Genomic DNA, 19,298 nt, shown 5'->3' with positions numbered 1-19,298 from the left:
GCGTCGGGTCAGCGGACCATGCTGCCGACCACCGGCTTGGTGAGCAGGGCGGACTGGTTGCGCTGGATGCCCGGGTCGAGGGTCTTCGCCACGAAGATGGCGTGCCAGATGCAGAAGATCAGCACGGTCCACACCTTGCGGGAGTGGTCGGCCTCCTCCCGCTTGTGCTCGTCCAGCAGCCGCATCGCGTACGACAGGTCGATCAGGTCACCCGCGCCCGAGGTGGCCAGCACGTGCCGGGCCCACTCGTACATCTCGCCGCGCAGCCAGACCCGGGTCGGGGTCGGGAAGCCCAGCTTCTTGCGGTTGACGATGGCCGGCGGGACGACGCCCTGCAGCGCCTGGCGCATGGCGTACTTGGTGGCCTCGGAGCGGGGCGGCAGCTTCAGGTCGACCGGGATGCCGGCGGCCACGTTGAAGACCTCACGGTCCAGGAAGGGCACCCGCACCTCCAGCGAGTGCGCCATCGAGATCCGGTCGGCCTTGACCAGGATGTCGCCGCGCAGCCAGGTGTAGAGGTCGACGTACTGCATCTTGGTGACGTCGTCCAGCTCGGTGCACTCGGCGTAGATCGGCGCGGTGACGTCGGTGTAGCGGACCGAGGGGTCGTAGCGGCGCAGCAGGTGCTGCTTCTCCTCCTCGGTGAACATCCGGGCGTTGCCGTAGTAGCGGTGCTCGATCGGAGTGGTGCCGCGCTCCAGGAAGCTCTTGCCCTTCACGCCCTGCGGGATGGCCTTGGAGACCGCGCGCAGGCCCTTCTGCACCCCGCCCGGCAGCCCGTTCACGGTGCTGAGCGAGAGCGGCTCCCGGTAGATCGTGTACCCGCCGAAGAACTCGTCCGCGCCCTCGCCGGAGAGCACCACCGTCACGTGCTCGGCGGCCTTCTTCGCCACGAAGTAGAGCGGGACCAGCGCCGGGTCGGCCACCGGGTCGTCCAGGTGCCAGACGATCTTCGGCAGCGCCTCCATCATGTCCTGCGGCCCGATCTTGGTCGGGATCGTGGTCACGTCGAGGTGCCGGGCCGAGTCCTGGGCCACGTCGATCTCGGAGTAGCCGGGCACGTCGTACCCGACGGTGAAGGTGAGGATGTTCGGGTTGAACTCCCGGGCCAGGGCGACCACCGCGGTGGAGTCGATGCCGCTGGAGAGGAACGAGCCGACCGGCACGTCCGACCGCATGTGCATCCGGACGCTCTCCCGCAGCGTCTCCCGGATCTCGTGGTAGAGCTTCTGCTCGTCGGCGACCGGCGCGGGGTGGAACACCGGCCGGTACCAGCGGCGCACCTCGATCCGGCCGCCCGGGCTCCAGGTCAGGTACTCCCCCGACCCGATCCGGCTGATCCCCTTGTGCAGGGTGCCCGGCTCCGGCACGTACTGCAGGGTCAGGTAGTGGCTCAGGTTGGCCGTGTCGATCCCGGCGTCGCCCTGGAAGGCCGACTGGGCGAACGGCAGCAGCGCCTTCTTCTCGGAGGCGAGGTAGAGCCCGTCCTGGGTCTCCAGGTAGTGCAGCGGCTTGATGCCGAAGTAGTCCCGGGCCCCGAAGGCCCGGCGCTCCTGCCGGTCCCAGATCACGAAGGCGAACATGCCGCGCAGCTTGGTGAGCACCTGCTCACCCCAGTAGTGGTAGCCGGCGACGATCACCTCGCCGTCCCCGTTCGTGGCGAACTGCGCGCCGAAGTCTCGGATCAGCTCGTCCCGCAGCTCGATGTAGTTGTAGATCTCACCGTTGAAGGTGAGCAGGTAGCGGCCGTTCGCGTACGGCAGCGGCTCGTGGCTGAGCGCCACGTCGATGATCGCCAGACGCTTGTGCGCGAACACTCCGTCCGCGTACCGGCCGGAGGCGTCGCCGACCACCTCGACCCCGGTCTCGTCCGGGCCGCGGTGGTGCAGGCACTCCAATGCTCCGGCGATGTGGTCGCGGTGGGCGGCGGCGTCACCGCGCGCGCTGAAAAAGGCCAGGAGTCCGCACATGGTGGTCATCTTTCCACGCGGCCTGAGCGGACGTCGCGGCACCGCAGGCTCTCGCCGCCGTCGTGCGCGCGATACCGTCTGGACCAGCGATGAGGCTCGAGGAGGACGGATCATGGCCGAGGAGCGGACGCAGCAGGGCAAGCCGGCGGACGGCACGGAGTCGCACGACCCGGACTTCCCGGAGGCGTTCCTGGCGTTCATGCGGCAGGGCTGGCGGGACACCGAACTGCCGGTCGGCCCTCGCCCGGAGGTGCCCAACTACGCTAAGCGGCGCGCCGCGCTCGCCGCGGCCTTCCCCGGGGAGACGCTGGTCATCCCCACCGGCAACGAGAAGGTACGCGCCAACGACACCGACCACCGGTTCCGCCCGGGCAGCGACTTCGCGTACCTGACCGGCGATCTCGAGCCGGACAGCGTGCTGGTGCTGCGGCCCAACGGTGACGCCACGCTGTACCTGCGGCCCCGGTCCTCCCGGAAGACCGACGAGTTCTTCCGCAGCCGGCACGGCGAGCTGTGGGTGGGCCGGCGGCCGACGCTGCACGAGAAGTCGACCGAGCTGGGGCTGCCCACCGCCGACCTGACCGAGCTGGACGCGGCGCTGGCCGACCTGGCGCCGGGGCGTACCCGGGTGCTGCGCGGCTTCGACGGCCGGGTGGACGCGGCGGTGCGCCCGTACGACGGGGCCCGGGTCGACGGCCAGCCGGGCCGCGACCGGGAGCTGGCCATCACGATCTCCGAGCTGAAGCTGGTCAAGGACGAGTGGGAGATCGCCCAGCTCCAGGAGGCGTGCGACGCCACCGTCCGCGGGTTCGAGGACGTGGCCCGGGCGCTGCCGGCGGACCGCGCGGTCTCCGAGCGGCTGCTCGAGGGGATCTTCGCGCTGCGCGCCCGGCACGACGGCAACGACGTCGGGTACGGCTCGATCGTCGGCGCCGGCGAGCACGCGACGATCCTGCACTGGGTGCACAACCACGGCGCCACCCGCCCGGGTGAGCTGCTGCTGATGGACATGGGCGTGGAGAACCGCAACCTCTACACCGCGGACGTCACCCGGGTGCTGCCGGTCGACGGCCGGTTCACCCCGCTCCAGCGCCAGGTGTACGACGCGGTCCACGCCGCCCAGCAGGCCGGCATCGACGTGATCAAGCCGGGCGTGGCATTCCGGGACGTGCACCTGACCTCGATGCGGGTGCTCGCCGAGGCGCTGAAGGACCTCGGCCTGCTGCCGGTGAGCGTGGACGAGGCGATGGACCCGGCCTCGACGATCTACCGGCGCTGGACCCTGCACGGCACCAGCCACATGCTCGGCATCGACGTGCACGACTGCGCCAACGCCCGGAAGGAGACCTACCGGGACGGCCCGCTCGGCGAGGGGTACGTGCTCACCGTCGAGCCGGGGCTGTACTTCCAGCCGGAGGACGAGCTGGTCCCCGAGGAGCTGCGCGGCATCGGCGTCCGGATCGAGGACGACATCCTGGTCACCGCCGACGGCCCGGTGAACCTCTCCGCCGGGCTGCCGCGGCGCTCCGACGAGGTGGAGACCTGGCTGGCCGAGCAGCGCGAGGCCGGCCCCCGCCTCCCGGGCTGACCGGGAGGTACGACCCACGGCGGGCCCGTCCGCCGACGTCTGCGACCTTTGTCGTGGTGGGACGTCGGTGGCGGGCCCGTCGCCGTTTGCGCTGCTCGCGGCCGTTGCGGGCCGTCGCTCCCTCGCCGCGCCACCCAATCGTGTCTGGGTCTAATGTGCGATTTCTTCGTATCCGTCCGCGTCGCGAGGATCCTTCTCATACGGTGTCGATCAGAGGCTACAACCGGTTTGTAGCTGGTCGCACCGCCTCGGGTGGTGCGACCCCTTTGGTAGACACCGAAAGGGCGGAAGCTCTGATGTCCAACGACGTAACGACTTCCGACGGCGGGGCCCCGATGACCCCGCCGACGAGCAGGCGGCGAGCGCTCTGGGTCGCCACCGGCGTGGCCGGGCTTACCGGCGTCGTCGGGCTGGCGGCGCTCGGTGGCCTCGCCGCTCGGGACAACAAGTCCGACGGCGCGAAGCGCGTCGCGGAGAACCACGCGGCCGGGCCGCAGAAGGCCAGCGACGCGCGGGACGACGCGCGGGACAAGGACCGGGACGACAAGGACCGGGACGGCAAGGACCGTGACGGCAAGGACCGTGACGGCAAGGACCGTGACGGCAAGGACCGTGACGATCGGGATGTGCGGGAGGTGCCGTGTGACGACGAGGAACTGGTCGAGGCGATCGATCTGTTGAACCGGGACGAGGGCGGCACGTTGAAGCTGGCCGAGCGTTGCACCTACGAGCTGGACTTCGCTGACAAGAAGTCCGGCACGGGTCTGCCCACGATCAAGCAGGAGATCACGATCAAGGGCAACGACGCGACGATCAAGCGGGACTCCGAGGATGCCTTCCGGATCTTCCGGGTCGCTGACGGTGGTGACCTGACCCTGAAGGACCTCACCATCAAGGACGGCAACGCCGCCGAGTTCAAGTACGGGTCCGCGCCGAGTTCCGGCTCGCAGGGCTCCGACTGGCAGGGCGGCGCGGGTGGCAGTGCGCCGGGTGGCGCGCCGGGTGCCCAGGGTGCGCCGGGTGGCGCGCCGGGTGCCCAGGGTGCGCCGGCCGCCCTGGGCGGGCAGGGCGTGCAGATGGCGCCCGCCGCCCAGACCGGAGCGGCCGTGCAGGCCGCGCCGGCGGCCCTGGCCGCGCCGGGCTCGGGCTCGGGCTCTGGCTCGCAGGGTCCGTGGTCGGGTTCGCAGGGTCCGGGTTCGTGGTCGGGCGACAAGGAAAAGGACAAGGAAAAGGACAAGGAAAAGGACAAGAAGGACGACCGCAAGAAGGACGAGGGCGAGGGCGACGGCGGTGCGCTGCTGGTCGAGCGGGGCGGCAGCGCCCACCTGGAGAAGGTGAAGCTGACCCGCAACAACGCCGAGAACAACGGCGGCGCCATCGCCAACTTCGGCCGGGTCACCATCGAGGACAGCAAGGTCGAGGACAACCACGCCGGGAAGAACGGCGGCGGCATCTTCAACGAGGGCGTCCTCAAGGTCAAGGACACCGAATTCCGCAACAACACCGCCGGCAAGAACGGCGGCGCCATCGCCAACGGCGAGGGCAAGAACGACAAGGACGACCACGACAAGAACGGCTACGACAGCGGCTCCTACGACAAGGACCGCAAGGACCGCGACGAGGCCGGCACCGTCGAGATCGTCGGCTCCGACAACGGCAAGGACGAGTCCAAGAGCATCATCGAGGACAACCGGGCCGGCAAGAACGGCGGCGGCGTGTTCAGCTCCGACGGCTTCGTCAAGATCACCCTCACCGTGATCAAGAACAACACCGCCAGCAAGAGCGGCGGCGGCATCTACGCCGTCGACACCGACCTCAAGCTCGAAAAGGTCGTCGTCGCCAAGAACCACGCCGACAAGGACGGCGGCGGCATCGTCAACACCACCAGCGACGACGAGAAGAAGAAGGAATGGTCGTCCTACGGCGGCGACAAGAAGGAAGAGGGCGACAAGAAGGACGAGAAGGAGCGGGAAGCCACCGCCACCATCTCCGACAGCGACATCATCGAGAACACCGCCGGACGCTTCGGCGGCGGCATCTTCAACGGCGACACCGACGTCGAGCTCAAGGAAGGCTTCAAGGAAGAGCACGACGGCAAGGACAAGGACGGCGACGACAACGACGCCACCCTGGTGTTGCGGCACACCGACATCAAGAACAACACCGCCCTCAACGGCGGCGGCATCTTCAACAACGAGGGCAAGGTCACCCTGACCGACACCCGCGTCAAGAAGAACACCGCCACCGACTCGTCCAAGACCCACCGCGTCGCCGGCGGCATCCTCAACAACAACGGCAAGGTCAAGCTCGACGACGACTCCACCGTCAACGACAACGACCCCACCAACTGCGCCGGCACCGTCAAGGACTGCTTCAACTGAACCACCACATAACCGAGGGGTCCCTTTCCGCCGGGCCACGGCGGAAAGGGACCCCTCTCCCCCGGCGTCCCCACCGAGCGGTTCGTGGCCGTCGTCACCCTTGCGGGTCGGTCTGGAAACGACCGCTAGCTTTCCGCCCTCCGCAGCACCCTTCGCCAGCCGTGACCCACTGCTGCCCTGCGGTCCGCCGTGCGGCCGGCCGCACCCCCCGCCCCTAATGTGGGGTTTTTTCGTATACGTCCACGAGGTGAAGAAGGTTCTCATACGGTGGTCTTCAGCAGCTACAACCGATTTGTAGCGAAGGCCGCCTCGCCGTGGCGAAGCGACCTTGTCGGGTACAAGGAGAGGGCAGAGAGCTCCGATGTCCAACTACCTTCGCAATAACGATGACGCCGCCCGGGAGACGACCTCCCCGATTCGTCGTCGCCGGATCTGGCTGGCCACGGGCGTCGTGGGCCTGACGGGAGCGGTCAGCCTCGCCGGTGTGGCGTACGCGACCACCGGAGTCACCGGGCCCCACCGGCTCGCCGACGTGAAGTGGTCGACCGCCCAGCAGCTCACCAGCGACGACGCGCGGGACAAGGACCGGGACGACAAGGACCGTGACGACAAGGACCGTGACGATCGGGATGTGCGGGAGGTGCCGTGTGACGACGAGGAACTGGTCGAGGCGATCGATCTGTTGAACCGGGACGAGGGCGGCACGTTGAAGCTGGCCGAGCGTTGCACCTACGAGCTGGACTTCGCTGACAAGAAGTCCGGCACGGGTCTGCCCACGATCAAGCAGGAGATCACGATCAAGGGCAACGACGCGACGATCAAGCGGGACTCCGAGGATGCCTTCCGGATCTTCCGGGTCGCTGACGGTGGTGACCTGACCCTGAAGGACCTCACCATCAAGGACGGCAACGCCGCCGAGTTCAAGTACGGGTCCGCGCCGAGTTCCGGCTCGCAGGGCTCCGACTGGCAGGGCGGCGCGGGTGGCAGTGCGCCGGGTGGCGCGCCGGGTGCCCAGGGTGCGCCGGGTGGCGCGCCGGGTGCCCAGGGTGCGCCGGCCGCCCTGGGCGGGCAGGGCGTGCAGATGGCGCCCGCCGCCCAGACCGGAGCGGCCGTGCAGGCCGCGCCGGCGGCCCTGGCCGCGCCGGGCTCGGGCTCGGGCTCTGGCTCGCAGGGTCCGTGGTCGGGTTCGCAGGGTCCGGGTTCGTGGTCGGGCGACAAGGAAAAGGACAAGGAAAAGGACAAGGAAAAGGACAAGAAGGACGACCGCAAGAAGGACGAGGGCGAGGGCGACGGCGGTGCGCTGCTGGTCGAGCGGGGCGGCAGCGCCCACCTGGAGAAGGTGAAGCTGACCCGCAACAACGCCGAGAACAACGGCGGCGCCATCGCCAACTTCGGCCGGGTCACCATCGAGGACAGCAAGGTCGAGGACAACCACGCCGGGAAGAACGGCGGCGGCATCTTCAACGAGGGCGTCCTCAAGGTCAAGGACACCGAATTCCGCAACAACACCGCCGGCAAGAACGGCGGCGCCATCGCCAACGGCGAGGGCAAGAACGACAAGGACGACCACGACAAGAACGGCTACGACAGCGGCTCCTACGACAAGGACCGCAAGGACCGCGACGAGGCCGGCACCGTCGAGATCGTCGGCTCCGACAACGGCAAGGACGAGTCCAAGAGCATCATCGAGGACAACCGGGCCGGCAAGAACGGCGGCGGCGTGTTCAGCTCCGACGGCTTCGTCAAGATCACCCTCACCGTGATCAAGAACAACACCGCCAGCAAGAGCGGCGGCGGCATCTACGCCGTCGACACCGACCTCAAGCTCGAAAAGGTCGTCGTCGCCAAGAACCACGCCGACAAGGACGGCGGCGGCATCGTCAACACCACCAGCGACGACGAGAAGAAGAAGGAATGGTCGTCCTACGGCGGCGACAAGAAGGAAGAGGGCGACAAGAAGGACGAGAAGGAGCGGGAAGCCACCGCCACCATCTCCGACAGCGACATCATCGAGAACACCGCCGGACGCTTCGGCGGCGGCATCTTCAACGGCGACACCGACGTCGAGCTCAAGGAAGGCTTCAAGGAAGAGCACGACGGCAAGGACAAGGACGGCGACGACAACGACGCCACCCTGGTGTTGCGGCACACCGACATCAAGAACAACACCGCCCTCAACGGCGGCGGCATCTTCAACAACGAGGGCAAGGTCACCCTGACCGACACCCGCGTCAAGAAGAACACCGCCACCGACTCGTCCAAGACCCACCGCGTCGCCGGCGGCATCCTCAACAACAACGGCAAGGTCAAGCTCGACGACGACTCCACCGTCAACGACAACGACCCCACCAACTGCGCCGGCACCGTCAAGGACTGCTTCAACTGAACCAAGATCACGTACGGATCGACGCAGGCGTCCGGCCCCCTGCCACCTCGGTGGCAGGGGGCCGGACCGTCGTCGGGTCAGCTCTGGACGAAGACCGCCACGCTGCGGGCCGGCACGGTGAACGTGCCGCTGGCCCGGTCGAACGAGGCCGTACGGAGCACCGGGTCGGCCGAGTTCCGCAGCACCGGGTGCAGCGCCACGTTTGCCCCGCGCAGCCCGGTCACCGTCTGCCTCGCCGCCTCCGGCGTGGCGTTGAAGACCACGGTGATCGACTTCCACTTTCCGTCCAGACCCCGGGCGTCGAGGGTCATGGTGACCACGCCGGGCGTCTCCTGCTCACCCGAGAGCGGGAAGGCGACCCGCTGCTGCACCTGGTCGGCGGTGGTCAGCCCGAACACCGGCGCGGACCGGCGGATCTCCAGCAGCTCCGCGAAGCGGGCGTCGGCCAGGTCGATCGCCGCGCAGTCTGGCACCAGCTTCGGGTCGGCCAGCAGTGGCTTGGCGTACGACCACTTGCTCTCGTTGTCCGCCGCCGGCGGCAGACCAGCGCCGAAGCCGTTGCCCCGGGTGCAGTCCCAGCGAATCTGGTTGAACCAGTCCCCCGAGTTGTACGAGTTGCGGTCCAGCGACTTGGAGCGCAGCCGCTCCGAGCCGGCCGTCACGAAACCGGTCCCCTGCCCCATCACCACCGTGCTCAGGGCGAGCACCTGCATCCGGGCCCGATCCTGGGCCGAGGTGCCCTGCGGCAGCTTGTACGCCAACGCGTCGTACAGGATCTCGTTGTCGTGCGCGTCGACGTAGGTGACCGCCTCCCCGGGCGCGGCGGTGTAGCCGGCCGGCGAGCCGTTGTAGTCGACCTGGGCCCCGGTGACCTGCCGGCCGGACGAGTCGGTGAACCGGTAGCCGCGCAGGTTGCCGGTCAGCCCCACCTTGATCAGGTCCTGCTGGTGCAGCAGCCGGGCCTTCTGCTCCGCCGCCGAGCCGTTGACGTCGTCGCCGTTCGGATCCGTCCAGAGGCCGGACGCGAAGCCCTGGATCCGCGGGTTGCCGTCGAACGGCCCGCCGCCGCGCACCGCGTCGCGGAGCCGGTCGTTGAAGGTGCCGATCCCGGTGCCGGCCATGTTGGCCTGAGTGGCCTGCACGAACCGGGCGTCGTTGGCGACCTCGCCGAAGTTCCAGCCCTCGCCGTACAGCAGGATCCTCTTCCCGTCCACGCCATCGTCGGCCAGGGTGAGCTTGTCCAGCGCGGCGCGTACGGCCAGGATGTTCGCCTTCGGATGGTGACCCATCAGGTCGAACCGGAAGCCGTCCACCTTGTACTGCCGGGCCCAGGTGACCAGGGAGTCCACCACGAGCTTGCCCATCATGGCGTGCTCGGGGGCGGTGTTGGCGCAGCAGGTCGAGTTGGCGACGCTGCCGTCCTCCAGCAGCCGCTGGTAGTAGCCCGGCACCACCTGGTCGAGCACCGACTTCGGGTCGGTGCCCGCGGCCGAGGTGTGGTTGTAGACGACGTCCATCACCACGCGCAGGCCGGCCTTGTTGATCCCGGCGACCATCTGCCGGAACTCGGTGGTCCGCTTCGCGCCGGCCGGGTCGACGGCATAGCCGCCCTCCGGCACGGTGTAGTGCAGCGGGTCGTACCCCCAGTTGTAGCCGTCCTTGTCGGCCACGGCCGTGACGCACTTCTGCTGCTGGTCGGAGTCGGCCGGCAGCGCGGCCAGGTCGCAGGCGGGCTGCGCCTGGTCGGCCCGCTTCTCGGGGATGGTGGCGAAGTCGAACGCCGGCAGCAGGTGCAGGTAGTTGACCCCGGCGTCGCCGAGCGCCTTCAGGTGCTTCATCCCGGCCGTCTCCGGGTCCGTGAAGGCGAGGTAGGTGCCTCGGCGCTCGGCCGGGACGGTGGTGTCGGCGATGGAGAAGTCGCGGACCGACGCCTCCTGGATCTGCGCCTTCGACGACGGCACCGCCGCCGGCTTGCGCAGGCCCGCCCAGCCGGCCGGGGCCAGCGCCGGGTCGGCCAGGTCGACGATCTGGCTGTGCGTCGAATCCGGCGCCAGGGCCACCGAGTACGGGTCGGTCACCGAGGCGGTGACCAGCTTCTGCGCCGCCGGCTGCCAGGCCTCGACCTGGTAGCGGTAGTACTTGCCGGTCCAGCCCTTCGTGCCGCGCACCGACCAGACGCCGGTGGTGTCGTTCCGGCTCATCGCCACCGTCGTCGGCTGGGCCGCCGGCGAGTCGAAGAGCTGGAGCGACACCGTACGGGCGGTCGGCGCCCAGACCGCCAGGGTGGGCACCTTGCCGGCGAACGTCGGCCCGAGCTTCGCCTGCGTGGCGGCCCGGTAGACGTCGTCGAGGGCGCCGGGGATCTGCACCCCGGTCGCGCCGAGCAGCCGCCCGTCGGCGTCCCGCTCGGTCACCACCAGCTGCCCGCGCAGCGCCGCCGGCACCTTGGCCAGGTCGGCCTGGTCCAGCGTGAAGGTGTGGTAGGACCACAGGTGCGGCCAGGCCGCGCGCTGGGCCTCGGTGAGCCCGTTGCGCTCCGCCCGCAGCGGCAGGGTGGTGTACGTCCCGGCCAGCTCGCCGTCGGTGATGCTCAGTCCGCCCGTCGGGGCGGCGAGCAGGGCGTACCGCTTGCCGTCGGTGGGACCGGTCTGCCAGGCGACGGTGGACCGGTCGATCCACTGCGCCTTCTGCTTGGTGATGTCGAGGTCCTTGGCGACCCCGGAGGAGGTCGACGGGAGCAGCCGGCCCTTGACCCCGGCCAGGAGCCAGATCTCGTGCCCGGCGGCGCCGAAGTCCAGCCGCTGGTCATCGGGCTGGTCCTTCACGTCGCCGGCGTGCACGATGTAGCTCAGCCCGGTGGCGCCGGCGGCCAGGGGCACCCGGAACACCGCGCCGAACGAGTCGATCTTCTCCGGCCTGAGCGGGCTGCCCCAGTCGGTCGGGTTGGCCGCGCCGTCCCAGAGGTGCAGGCCCCAGCCGTCGTAGTTGCCGTCCGCCTTGCGCCAGTGGATGACCGCGGTGCTCTGGTCGACCGGCGGGTCGGGCTCGCCGGTGGCGGCCTGCCGGGTCGGGTAGAGCGTCGGGTCGCCCTGCTTCACCCAGACCTCGCCGGTCTGCGTGACGTCGATGGCGCGGTCGTTCGGGACGTCCTTGGTCCCGTTGGAGTCCACCACCAGGAAACCGACGGACTTCGCGCCCGGCTTCAGCTTGACCCAGGCGAACTGGCCGAAGGAGTCCTCACCCGCGAACGGCTGCCCTTTGGGCCAGTCGGTCTGGTACGCCGGGTCGATGTCGCCCCAGGTGTAGAGGCCCCAGTCGGCGTACCCGCCGGCCGGGCGCTGGTAGTGCACGATCGCCCAGTCCCGCGACGCGCTCTGCGCCGGGGTGCCGACCACGCCGGTGGTGCGGGCGCTGGCGATGCGGCCCTTGCCGTCGCGGACGACGGCCTTGTACTCGACCTTCGTCCCGCCGGCCAGGCCGGTGAGGTCGTGGTGGACGGTGTACGGCGCCTGGTGCGCGCTGCCCAGCAGCGTCCACTTGCCGCCGGGCACCCGCGCCGCGAAGGTGACGGTGGCCAGCGGGTCGCCGGTGACCTGTGCGGTGACGGCGGCGTTGGTGGCCACCGGGGCGTCGCCGGGCTCGGTGAGGGTGATGCCCGGGGCGGCGCCCGCCTGCGGGATCGTGCGGTCGGCCTTGAGCACCACGGCCGACATCGCCGGCACGGTCAGGCTCAGCTTGCCGTCGGCGCCCGCCGTCGCGGTCGCGGCGCCGCCGTAGACGCCGGTGAAGGTGGCGCCGGACGACCAGGTGTCCACGCTGACAGTCTGCGTCGTCGCGGCGTTGTTCACCGCGACGACGTACTCGGTGCGGTCCTTCGGCAGGATCCGGGAGAAGGCGAAGACGCCCGGGCCGTCGGCCGCGTACCGGGTGACCTGGATGCCGTCCCGCAGCGCGGGGTGGGCCTGCCGCAGCTCGCCCAGCTCCGCGATGGTCCGGTACAGCGGGTGGCTGGTGTCGTACTGGTCGCTGGCGTGGGTACGGGTGGTGCCGATCAGGTCGTCGTCGAGGTAGTCCGCGGTCCGGCTGGCGAACATGTCCTGCCGGGCGTCCTTGTCGCCGCCGGGACCGGTGAACCCCTGCTCGTCACCGGAGTAGACGACGGGCTGGCCGCGGGTGAGGAACATCAGCTGGTGGGCGAGCTGGTCGCGGCGCAGCTGGCTGACGTCGTCCCCGCCGGCCGCCGCGATGAACGAGCCGATCCGGCCCATGTCGTGGTTGCCGAGGAAGGTGGTCAGCCGGTTGGCGTCGGTGTTCCGGGCCGCGTACAGGTCGTCCCGGGCGTACACGTCGGCGAGCGCCTTGGCCGAGCCGTCGGCGGCGGTGTAGCCGCGCGCGGCCTCCTGGAAGGAGAAGTCGAGGGTGGCCGGCAGGCCGCCCTGCCGCACATAGGTCGACTCGATCTCCTGGTCGGCGCTGTAGACCTCGCCGAACATGAAGAAGTCCGGCTTGCCGGCCTTGGCGGCGGCCGCGTTGATGCCCTGGGTGAACTGCGGCCAGAAGTCGAGGTTGGCGTGCTTGACGGTGTCGAGGCGGAAGCCGTCGACCCCGGCCTTGCCGATCCACTGTCCGTAGATGTCGGTCATGCCCCGGACCACCTCGGGACGTTCGGTCCAGAGGTCGTCGAGGCCGAAGAAGTCGCCGTACTCGCTGTTCTCGCCGGCGAAGGTGGAGTCGCCGCGGTTGTGGTACATGGTCGGGTCGTTCAACCACGCCGGGACCTTCACCTTCGCGTCGGCCGCACTGGCGAAGGTCGGGGTGTACGGGAACGACTTCTCGTTGACCTGCGGGAACGCGCGGGTGCCGTCGGCGTAGTTGCGGTCCTCGAAGGCCCGCCCCTGCGCGTCCCGGTAGGGCGCGGTCTTCTTGTCGACGTAGCCGTACCTGTTCTCGGCGTACCTGATGACGTCCGCGGTGTGGTTGACGAGGATGTCGAGGTTGACCTTGATGCCGCGCTGGTGGGCGAGGCCGACCAGCTTCTTCAGCTCCTCATTGGTGCCGAAGTGCGGGTCCACCTGGGTGAAGTCGGTGATCCAGTAGCCGTGGTAGCCGGCGGAGACGTCGGCGCCGGTGCCCTGCACGGGTCGGTTCTTGAAGACCGGGGCGAGCCAGATGGCCGTGGTGCCGAGACCCTGGATGTAGTCCAGCTTGTCGATGACGCCCTTGAGGTCACCACCGTGGTAGAAGCCCTTGTCCTTCGGGTCCAGCCCGGTGGTGAGCCGGTCGCCGGTGAGGCCGCCGGTGTCGTTGCGCTTGTCGCCGTTGGCGAAGCGGTCCGGCAGCACGAAGTAGAACTGCTCGGCCCGGGCGCTGTTGCTGCCGGCCTCGAGCAGCGCCTCGGCGGACGGCTCGGTACGCCACTGCGGCGCCCCGGCGGCGGCGAGCACGTCGGGGGTGGCGGACCGGGCACTGCCATCAGCACCCAACTGGTGGATGGCCACCGGCACGCCGACGAGGGTGAGCACCAGGGAGGAAAGCAAGGCGAGCAGCGCCTTGCGAGATATCGGCGGGGGTTTCATCGACGGCCTTTCTCTGGTCGCTGATTCGCCCGCACGCTAGCCCTTGCCGAAACATTCTGCAATACCTTGCAAACCAAGTCGCAACAAAGCAGTCGTCTTGCGAAACGTGGCCGGCCTGGACGGGTCGCGCGGTCAGGGTGGGCCACGATCGACGGTGCCGTGCCGTGCCCAGTCAGAAGCCGGCGCAGCGCGCGCCGTTGACGGTGCAGACATCCGGGCTGGTTCCGGCGGCGGGCTCGATGCGGAACCGCAGCCGCGCCGAGGCGCCGGGCGCCAGGTCCACCCCGCTCCGGTACGTCAGGTCACCGCCGGACACCGTGGCCCGGCCCTGCTCCGCCTCGGCCACCCAGGTGTCGGCCACCTGTCCACCGGGGAAGGTCAGCCGCACCGTCCAGCCCTGGGCGGTCGTGCCGGCGTTGACGATCAGCACCTCGCCGACGAAGCCGGTGTCGAAACGGGTCACCACCGCGAACCGTCCGGTCATCGGCGACGCCGGGGGCAGGGGCGCCGGCGGCCCGGGCCGGGCGCTGCCGCCGGCGGCGCCCGAGGTGACCGACGGGCTCGCCACCGGCGGGCTGGGCAGCACGGTCGACCGGGGCGACAGCCCGGGCAGCACCGGGGCACCGGCGGATGCCGGGACGCGCGACGCCGTGGCGGCGGGCAGGCTCGGCGGGAAGCCGGCGTGCGTGCGCCGGCCCCGGGCCGCGCCCAGCGCGACGACCAGCAGCGCCACCATGACGAGCACACCGATCGAGACCAGGATACAGGGTGCGGAGGCGATGGCCGCGCCGAGCGACAGGCGGTCGCGACGCGTGCCGGACATGACCCTCCCCTGTCGGTGCCGTCCGGCGAGCGTAGCGATCGGGAGCAATGTCGGAAAGTGCCTACCCGTCACCCGGGCGCGCCCACCGGAGCGCGCCGCTCAGCGGATGACGCAGTCCGTGTCGTTGACCGTGCACTGCCCCGGCCGGTCACCGGTGCCCGTACGGACGAATCGCAGGCTCACCACGGCGGTCTTCCCCGACGGCAGCGGCCCGGTGCCGCGCAGCACGAATGCACCGCTGCCCTGGTTGCTGACCGAGACCCCGGAGGGGGAGGAGGCTTGGAGGCTCTTCACGTTGCCGGCGAAGAGCAGCTCCACCTCCCAGCTCCGGCTCCGGCCGGAGCCGTTGGCGACGGTCAGCCGGGCCTCGAACCAGTCCCGGCCGCTCCCGGTGGCCTCGTACGCGGCGGTGACGGTGCCGGTGGACGGGGCGGTCAAGGTGGCCGGAGTCGGCGACGCCGAGGGTCGGGCCGGGGTGCCCGTCGCCGGCGGCCGGACGCTCTGCGACGGGGTCGGCGAGGCCGGGGTTTCCACCGCGGCGAGCGGTGCGTCGCTCGGCGCGGCGGAGGTGGCCTGCGCCCCGGCCGTCGGCAGGTAGATCGGCGGGTCGACGGCGGCGCCGACGGTCCGCGGCTCCTCCTCGCGCAGGGAGAACAGGGCGACCAGCAGGAGGCTGGCCAGCAGCCCCACACCGAGCATCACCACGATCCACGGCGCCGACGTCAACACCCGCGGTGCCGACGACGGCCCGGACGGCCGATCCTGCCCGGCGCTCATCATGTCCCCCCTCATAGCAGCCGAGGCGCCAGCGTAGCCATGGTCGTCGGTGGTTCCCAGCAGGGCAGTCGCGTTCCGGCCGTCCGGTCGAGCGGACGGGCGGAACGGATGATCGACTCGCGCGGTTCGGCCCCCGCCACACCGGCTCCTGGTGTGAAATGGCTCAGAACTGGGCGATATCGCTCAAGGTCACTGAATCCGTGCATTGTGGAAAACCCGTCGGCGGGCCCCCGGGCCGCCGGCCGGCGTGGTCTACTCGGCACCGTGCCCACGATGATCCCACCCACGGCACGGGTGCAGGCCAGCTTCCTCGCCGCCATGGCGGAGTTCCGCGCCGAGGGGCGCGGTGCCGGGCAGGACCTCACCATGATCGGTCGGGAGCTGCGCGAGCACGCCGCCACGTGGCACACCGCCCAGGGCTTCGCCCGATACGTCACCGAGCTGCGCCTCCAGGAACGGGAGGAGACGCCCCGACCCGAGGGCTGGGTGCCCGTCACCACGCTCTGGTGGGTCGAGGGCGACGAGTACCTGGGCCGGATCGCCGTCCGACACCGGCTCACCCCGGCCCTGCTAGAGCTGGGCGGCCACATCGGGTACGACGTGCGCGCGGGTGCCCGCCGCCGGGGTCACGCCACCGCGATGCTGCGCGCGGTCCTGCCGAGGGCGCGTGGCCTGGGCATCGATCCGGCGTTGGTCACCTGCGACGTGGACAACGTGGCCTCGAGACGGGTGATCGAACGCAACGGCGGCGTGCTGGAGGACGAGCGGGCCGGCAAGCTCCGGTTCTGGGTGCCGACGGCGACCCGCTGACCGCCCTGCTCAGGCGGTACGGATGACGGTGCAGATGGCCGGGCCGTCGTCGGTTGCCCGCAGCAGGTAGCGGTAGCGTTCGCCGGGCACCGCCCGGCCCTGGCTGTCCAGGAACTCCCAGCGCACCGCCACCTCGGTGATCAGGGCGGAGACCTGCTGCACGTCCTCGATCTGCGCGTTGGCCGCGATCAGTTCCCGCTCCCGGTAGTCGGGGGCCGCCCCGACGAAGCTGAGCGCCACCGCCGCCGGGGAGGTGAACGAGAAGCTGTACGTGTCGGCCACCACCAGCCCGGGCAGGGCGTAGCAGCCGGCGATGACCGGTAGGTCGCCGGTGGTCAGCGCCACGCCGTACCGGTCGAAGAAGTCCGTCAGCGCGTCGAGATCCGTGAAGCCTTCACGGGACTCTCCATTGCCGCGTGGACGACCCGGCAAACCTGGTCAGCGCGGCGGGATGCGTAGCTCGATCTCCGCGCCGAGCTGGGCACCGCTGGTCAGGTCGAGGTCGTCGCCGCTCCAGAACCGGCCCGGGTCGTACCAGTTGGGCCGGCGGCCGGCGGGCAGCAGTCCCATCGCCTCGTAGGTCACCGCCACCACCTCGGCGCAGTAGGCCGTCTCCAACGCCCGGTCGCGCACCGGCACCCCGCCGCTGTCCGGAGTGGACCACGGCCGGCGGCGCAGGTCGGGCACCCGGCCCCGGGCCCACCGCCAGGCGAGCTGGGCGGTGGACGGGAACGGGGTGCCGTCGAGGCGGGCCACGGTACGGAGCACCGCCTCCTCCATCGCGGCGTCGGCCGACGGTTCGAGCTGGCGCAGCCAGGCCCGCTGCCCGTACCGGTTGGCCCAGACGCAGACCGCGTCCCGCAGGTCGTGCAGCTGGACGCCGCGCTGGTGGGTGCCGGTCCACAGGTCCGGCAGCGAGCGGCCCAGCTCGGCGTGCCACATCAGCGGCGGCATGTCGTCCAGGGTCACTGCCATGCCCACGTGGTTGACTGGGCTGTTGGTAGTGAGCTGGATGGCGCGGTCCGGCACGCTGCGCCCGCGGAAGACCCACACGTCACCGGTCCGGGTCAGCTCCACCGCCTCGTCCAGGCTGATGCTCATGGAGGTCTACCTTATGCCGAAGCGGCAACGGATGCGGTGGTGGAAGGTGCTCGGGCTGGCCGGTCTCGCCGGCGTCGCGGCGACCGGCGTGGTCGTGGTCCGGGCGGAGCGGCGGCGTCGGGCGTACACCCCGGAGGAGATCCGGGACCGGCTGCGCGAGCGGCACGCGCGGGCCACCGGGGATGCCGCCCCGGCCGACGGTCGGCGCTGACCGCCCTCCGATCACGACCCCGCCGGGCCCGCGTCACCGGTCGGTGCGGCGCACCGCCTCGTCCAGGGCTTCCGGGGTACGAGCGACCAGCGCGCTGCCGTCGTCGAGCAGCAGGATCGGGCGCTGGATCAGCTCCGGGTGCGCGACCATCGCCGCGATCCAGCGGGGTTCGGTGTCGTCGTCGCGGGGCCAGTCGGCCATGCCGAGGGTGGCGGCGGCCGGCTCGCCGGTGCGGCAGATGTCCCAGGCCCGGGCGTCCAGCCGGCGCAGCACCTCGATCACCTCGGCCGCGGTGGGCGGCTCGGTCAGGTACGCCCGCAGCCGGTACGGCACCCGCGCCTCGTCCAGGGTGGCCCGGGCGGTGGCGCATTTCGAGCAGGACGGGTTGTGCCAGATCTCCATGACGGACATGGTGACAGATCCGCTGTCCGTCCATCGTGGATGGTGCGCGCCTCGACTTCGGTCGCTATTATTGGTTCCATGGGAAACAGTTTCTGGGAGACACCGTTTGTCCTCTCGCCGCCGCCGGCCCCGGTCGAGCGGCACGACCAGGTCGATCTGCACCTGCCGTCGGGCGACGGCCCGCACCCCGCCGTGGTCCTGGTGCACGGCGCACCGTTCCCACCCGCCGCGCCCGACCCGCGCGAGTGGCTGCTCTACCGGGGCTACGGCGCGCTCCTCGCCGAGCAGGGAGTGGTGGCGGCAGTCCCCAGCCTCCCGGTGCACATGCCGGCAGGCCCGCCGGAGGCAGCCGCGCTGGTGGCGGCGGTGGACCTGGTCCGCGCCGACAAACGAGTGGATCCCGAGCGGCTGGCGCTCTGGTTCTTCTCCGGCAGCGGCCTGCTGCTGGGCGACTGGCTGCGGGAACCGCCGCCGTGGCTGCGCGGCCTGGCGGCCACCTACCCGCTGCTGGCCCCGCTGCCCGGCTGGGCGGTCGAGCCGCGCTACCGGCCGCTCGACGCGCTCGCCGAGGCCGACGCCCCGCCGCCCCTCGTCCTGACCCGGGCCGGTCAGGAACGTCCGGACGTAGCGGCGACGATCGAGGCGTTCCTGGCGGAAGCGGCGCGTCGGGGGACGCCGGTTCGCGTACTGGACGTACCGGACGGCCGGCACGGCTTCGACGCCCTGGACCACACCGACCAGTCCCGCACCGCCGTACGCGCCGCCCGCGACGAGATCCTCCGCCTCCTGACCGCCCCCTGACCCGCTCAAGCTCCACTCAACCGCACGGAAAGTCCCACCTCCCCAAACCCTTGGTGCCCGCCGCTGGTCGGCGAGTCGGGCATATCACCCAGGCAGGCGCCTCGGGTGGAACGCCATGGAGGCCTCGCGGGCCCGGAGACCTCCATGGCGTTCCACCCACCGGTGACGAACGCGATCTCGGACCGTTCCGGCCGCCACGAGTGGCAGCTGCCCCAAGATCTGCAAGCTGCCCGGCGCCTCGGCACCGGACGGCGTCGCCGAGCCGGCTGACTCCCAGTGAAATGTCCGGATGAACTGTCTGCTCGTGCGCCGGGTGTCCGGTTCATGGCCACCTGTGTCGTGGTCGGGGCCGCCCGGGGGCTGGAATGAAGCCGGGGCGCGGGTCGTTGTACATGGCTGACCGCGCCGCAACCAGTGCGGTCCCCTGGCCCGCCTCCACGGGCCGCCCGGCCGGCGGAATGATCCGCCACCG

Annotated in this window: 13 protein-coding genes; 6 read left to right on the top strand and 7 right to left on the bottom strand. The window is 70.7% G+C overall.

Going from position 1 to position 19,298, the window contains the following annotated elements:
- Window positions 1–8: 8 nt before the first annotated feature.
- Entirely contained in the window at window positions 9–1,970 is a 1,962-nt protein-coding gene (asnB, locus tag ACFYOS_RS13210) for an asparagine synthase (glutamine-hydrolyzing) (RefSeq protein ID WP_387139655.1), read from the bottom strand.
- Between the two features lie 112 nt (window positions 1,971–2,082).
- Here asnB and ACFYOS_RS13205 point away from each other — a divergent pair, with 112 nt between their 5' ends.
- The 3 genes from ACFYOS_RS13205 (at window position 2,083) to ACFYOS_RS13195 (ending at window position 8,325) form a co-directional block, all read left to right on the top strand.
- Window positions 2,083–3,558, top strand: coding sequence for an aminopeptidase P family protein (locus ACFYOS_RS13205; protein ID WP_387139652.1), 1,476 nt, complete (start codon window positions 2,083–2,085; stop codon window positions 3,556–3,558).
- 104 nt (window positions 3,559–3,662) lie between these two features.
- Window positions 3,663–5,939, top strand: coding sequence for a hypothetical protein (locus ACFYOS_RS13200; RefSeq protein ID WP_387139648.1), 2,277 nt, complete (start codon window positions 3,663–3,665; stop codon window positions 5,937–5,939).
- 361 nt (window positions 5,940–6,300) lie between these two features.
- Window positions 6,301–8,325 (top strand): hypothetical protein, encoded by a 2,025-nt coding sequence (locus tag ACFYOS_RS13195; protein WP_387139645.1) that lies wholly within the window; start codon window positions 6,301–6,303, stop codon window positions 8,323–8,325.
- A 77-nt stretch (window positions 8,326–8,402) separates the two neighbouring features.
- On the opposite strand, the gene pulA is transcribed toward ACFYOS_RS13195, so the two are convergent.
- The 3 genes from pulA to ACFYOS_RS13180 all read right to left on the bottom strand — a co-directional run bounded on the left by pulA (window position 8,403) and on the right by ACFYOS_RS13180 (window position 15,501).
- Window positions 8,403–13,901, bottom strand: a complete 5,499-nt coding sequence (gene pulA, locus ACFYOS_RS13190; RefSeq protein ID WP_387139643.1) for a pullulanase-type alpha-1,6-glucosidase — start codon at window positions 13,899–13,901, stop codon at window positions 8,403–8,405.
- A 172-nt stretch (window positions 13,902–14,073) separates the two neighbouring features.
- On the bottom strand, window positions 14,074–14,724 hold the full coding sequence (locus tag ACFYOS_RS13185) for a cellulose binding domain-containing protein (RefSeq protein WP_387139640.1): 651 nt from the start codon (window positions 14,722–14,724) through the stop codon (window positions 14,074–14,076).
- A 99-nt stretch (window positions 14,725–14,823) separates the two neighbouring features.
- Window positions 14,824–15,501, bottom strand: a complete 678-nt coding sequence (locus tag ACFYOS_RS13180; RefSeq protein ID WP_387139637.1) for a hypothetical protein — start codon at window positions 15,499–15,501, stop codon at window positions 14,824–14,826.
- 264 nt (window positions 15,502–15,765) lie between these two features.
- Here ACFYOS_RS13180 and ACFYOS_RS13175 point away from each other — a divergent pair, with 264 nt between their 5' ends.
- Window positions 15,766–16,311 (top strand): GNAT family N-acetyltransferase, encoded by a 546-nt coding sequence (locus tag ACFYOS_RS13175; RefSeq protein ID WP_387139634.1) that lies wholly within the window; start codon window positions 15,766–15,768, stop codon window positions 16,309–16,311.
- Window positions 16,312–16,320: 9 nt separating this feature from the next.
- Here ACFYOS_RS13175 and ACFYOS_RS13170 read toward each other — a convergent pair whose 3' ends face one another.
- Both ACFYOS_RS13170 and ACFYOS_RS13165 read right to left on the bottom strand, forming a co-directional pair.
- Complete coding sequence (locus tag ACFYOS_RS13170) at window positions 16,321–16,743, bottom strand: hypothetical protein (RefSeq protein WP_387139631.1); 423 nt, start codon at window positions 16,741–16,743, stop codon at window positions 16,321–16,323.
- Between the two features lie 6 nt (window positions 16,744–16,749).
- A complete protein-coding gene (locus tag ACFYOS_RS13165) occupies window positions 16,750–17,412 on the bottom strand; it encodes a hypothetical protein (RefSeq protein WP_387139628.1) in 663 nt (220 codons plus the stop codon).
- On the opposite strand from ACFYOS_RS13165, the gene ACFYOS_RS13160 reads away from it, so the two are divergent.
- Window positions 17,411–17,623: a hypothetical protein gene (locus ACFYOS_RS13160; RefSeq protein ID WP_387139625.1), complete on the top strand. Its 213-nt coding sequence runs from the start codon at window positions 17,411–17,413 to the stop codon at window positions 17,621–17,623. The two genes, ACFYOS_RS13165 and ACFYOS_RS13160, sit on opposite strands and share 2 nt — an antisense overlap.
- 33 nt (window positions 17,624–17,656) lie before the next feature.
- Here ACFYOS_RS13160 and ACFYOS_RS13155 read toward each other — a convergent pair whose 3' ends face one another.
- Window positions 17,657–18,025, bottom strand: coding sequence for an ArsC/Spx/MgsR family protein (locus ACFYOS_RS13155; protein WP_387139623.1), 369 nt, complete (start codon window positions 18,023–18,025; stop codon window positions 17,657–17,659).
- A 78-nt stretch (window positions 18,026–18,103) separates the two neighbouring features.
- Between ACFYOS_RS13155 and ACFYOS_RS13150 the strand changes: the two genes are divergently transcribed.
- Entirely contained in the window at window positions 18,104–18,826 is a 723-nt protein-coding gene (locus ACFYOS_RS13150; RefSeq protein ID WP_387139620.1) for a hypothetical protein, read from the top strand.
- Window positions 18,827–19,298: the final 472 nt, after the last annotated feature.

It is taken from the genome of Micromonospora sp. NPDC005806 (assembly GCF_042871425.1).
Lineage (GTDB): Bacteria > Actinomycetota > Actinomycetes > Mycobacteriales > Micromonosporaceae > Micromonospora.
The sequence above is the reverse complement of the archived record's forward strand: the minus strand, read 5'-3'. Positions and strand labels throughout refer to the sequence as shown.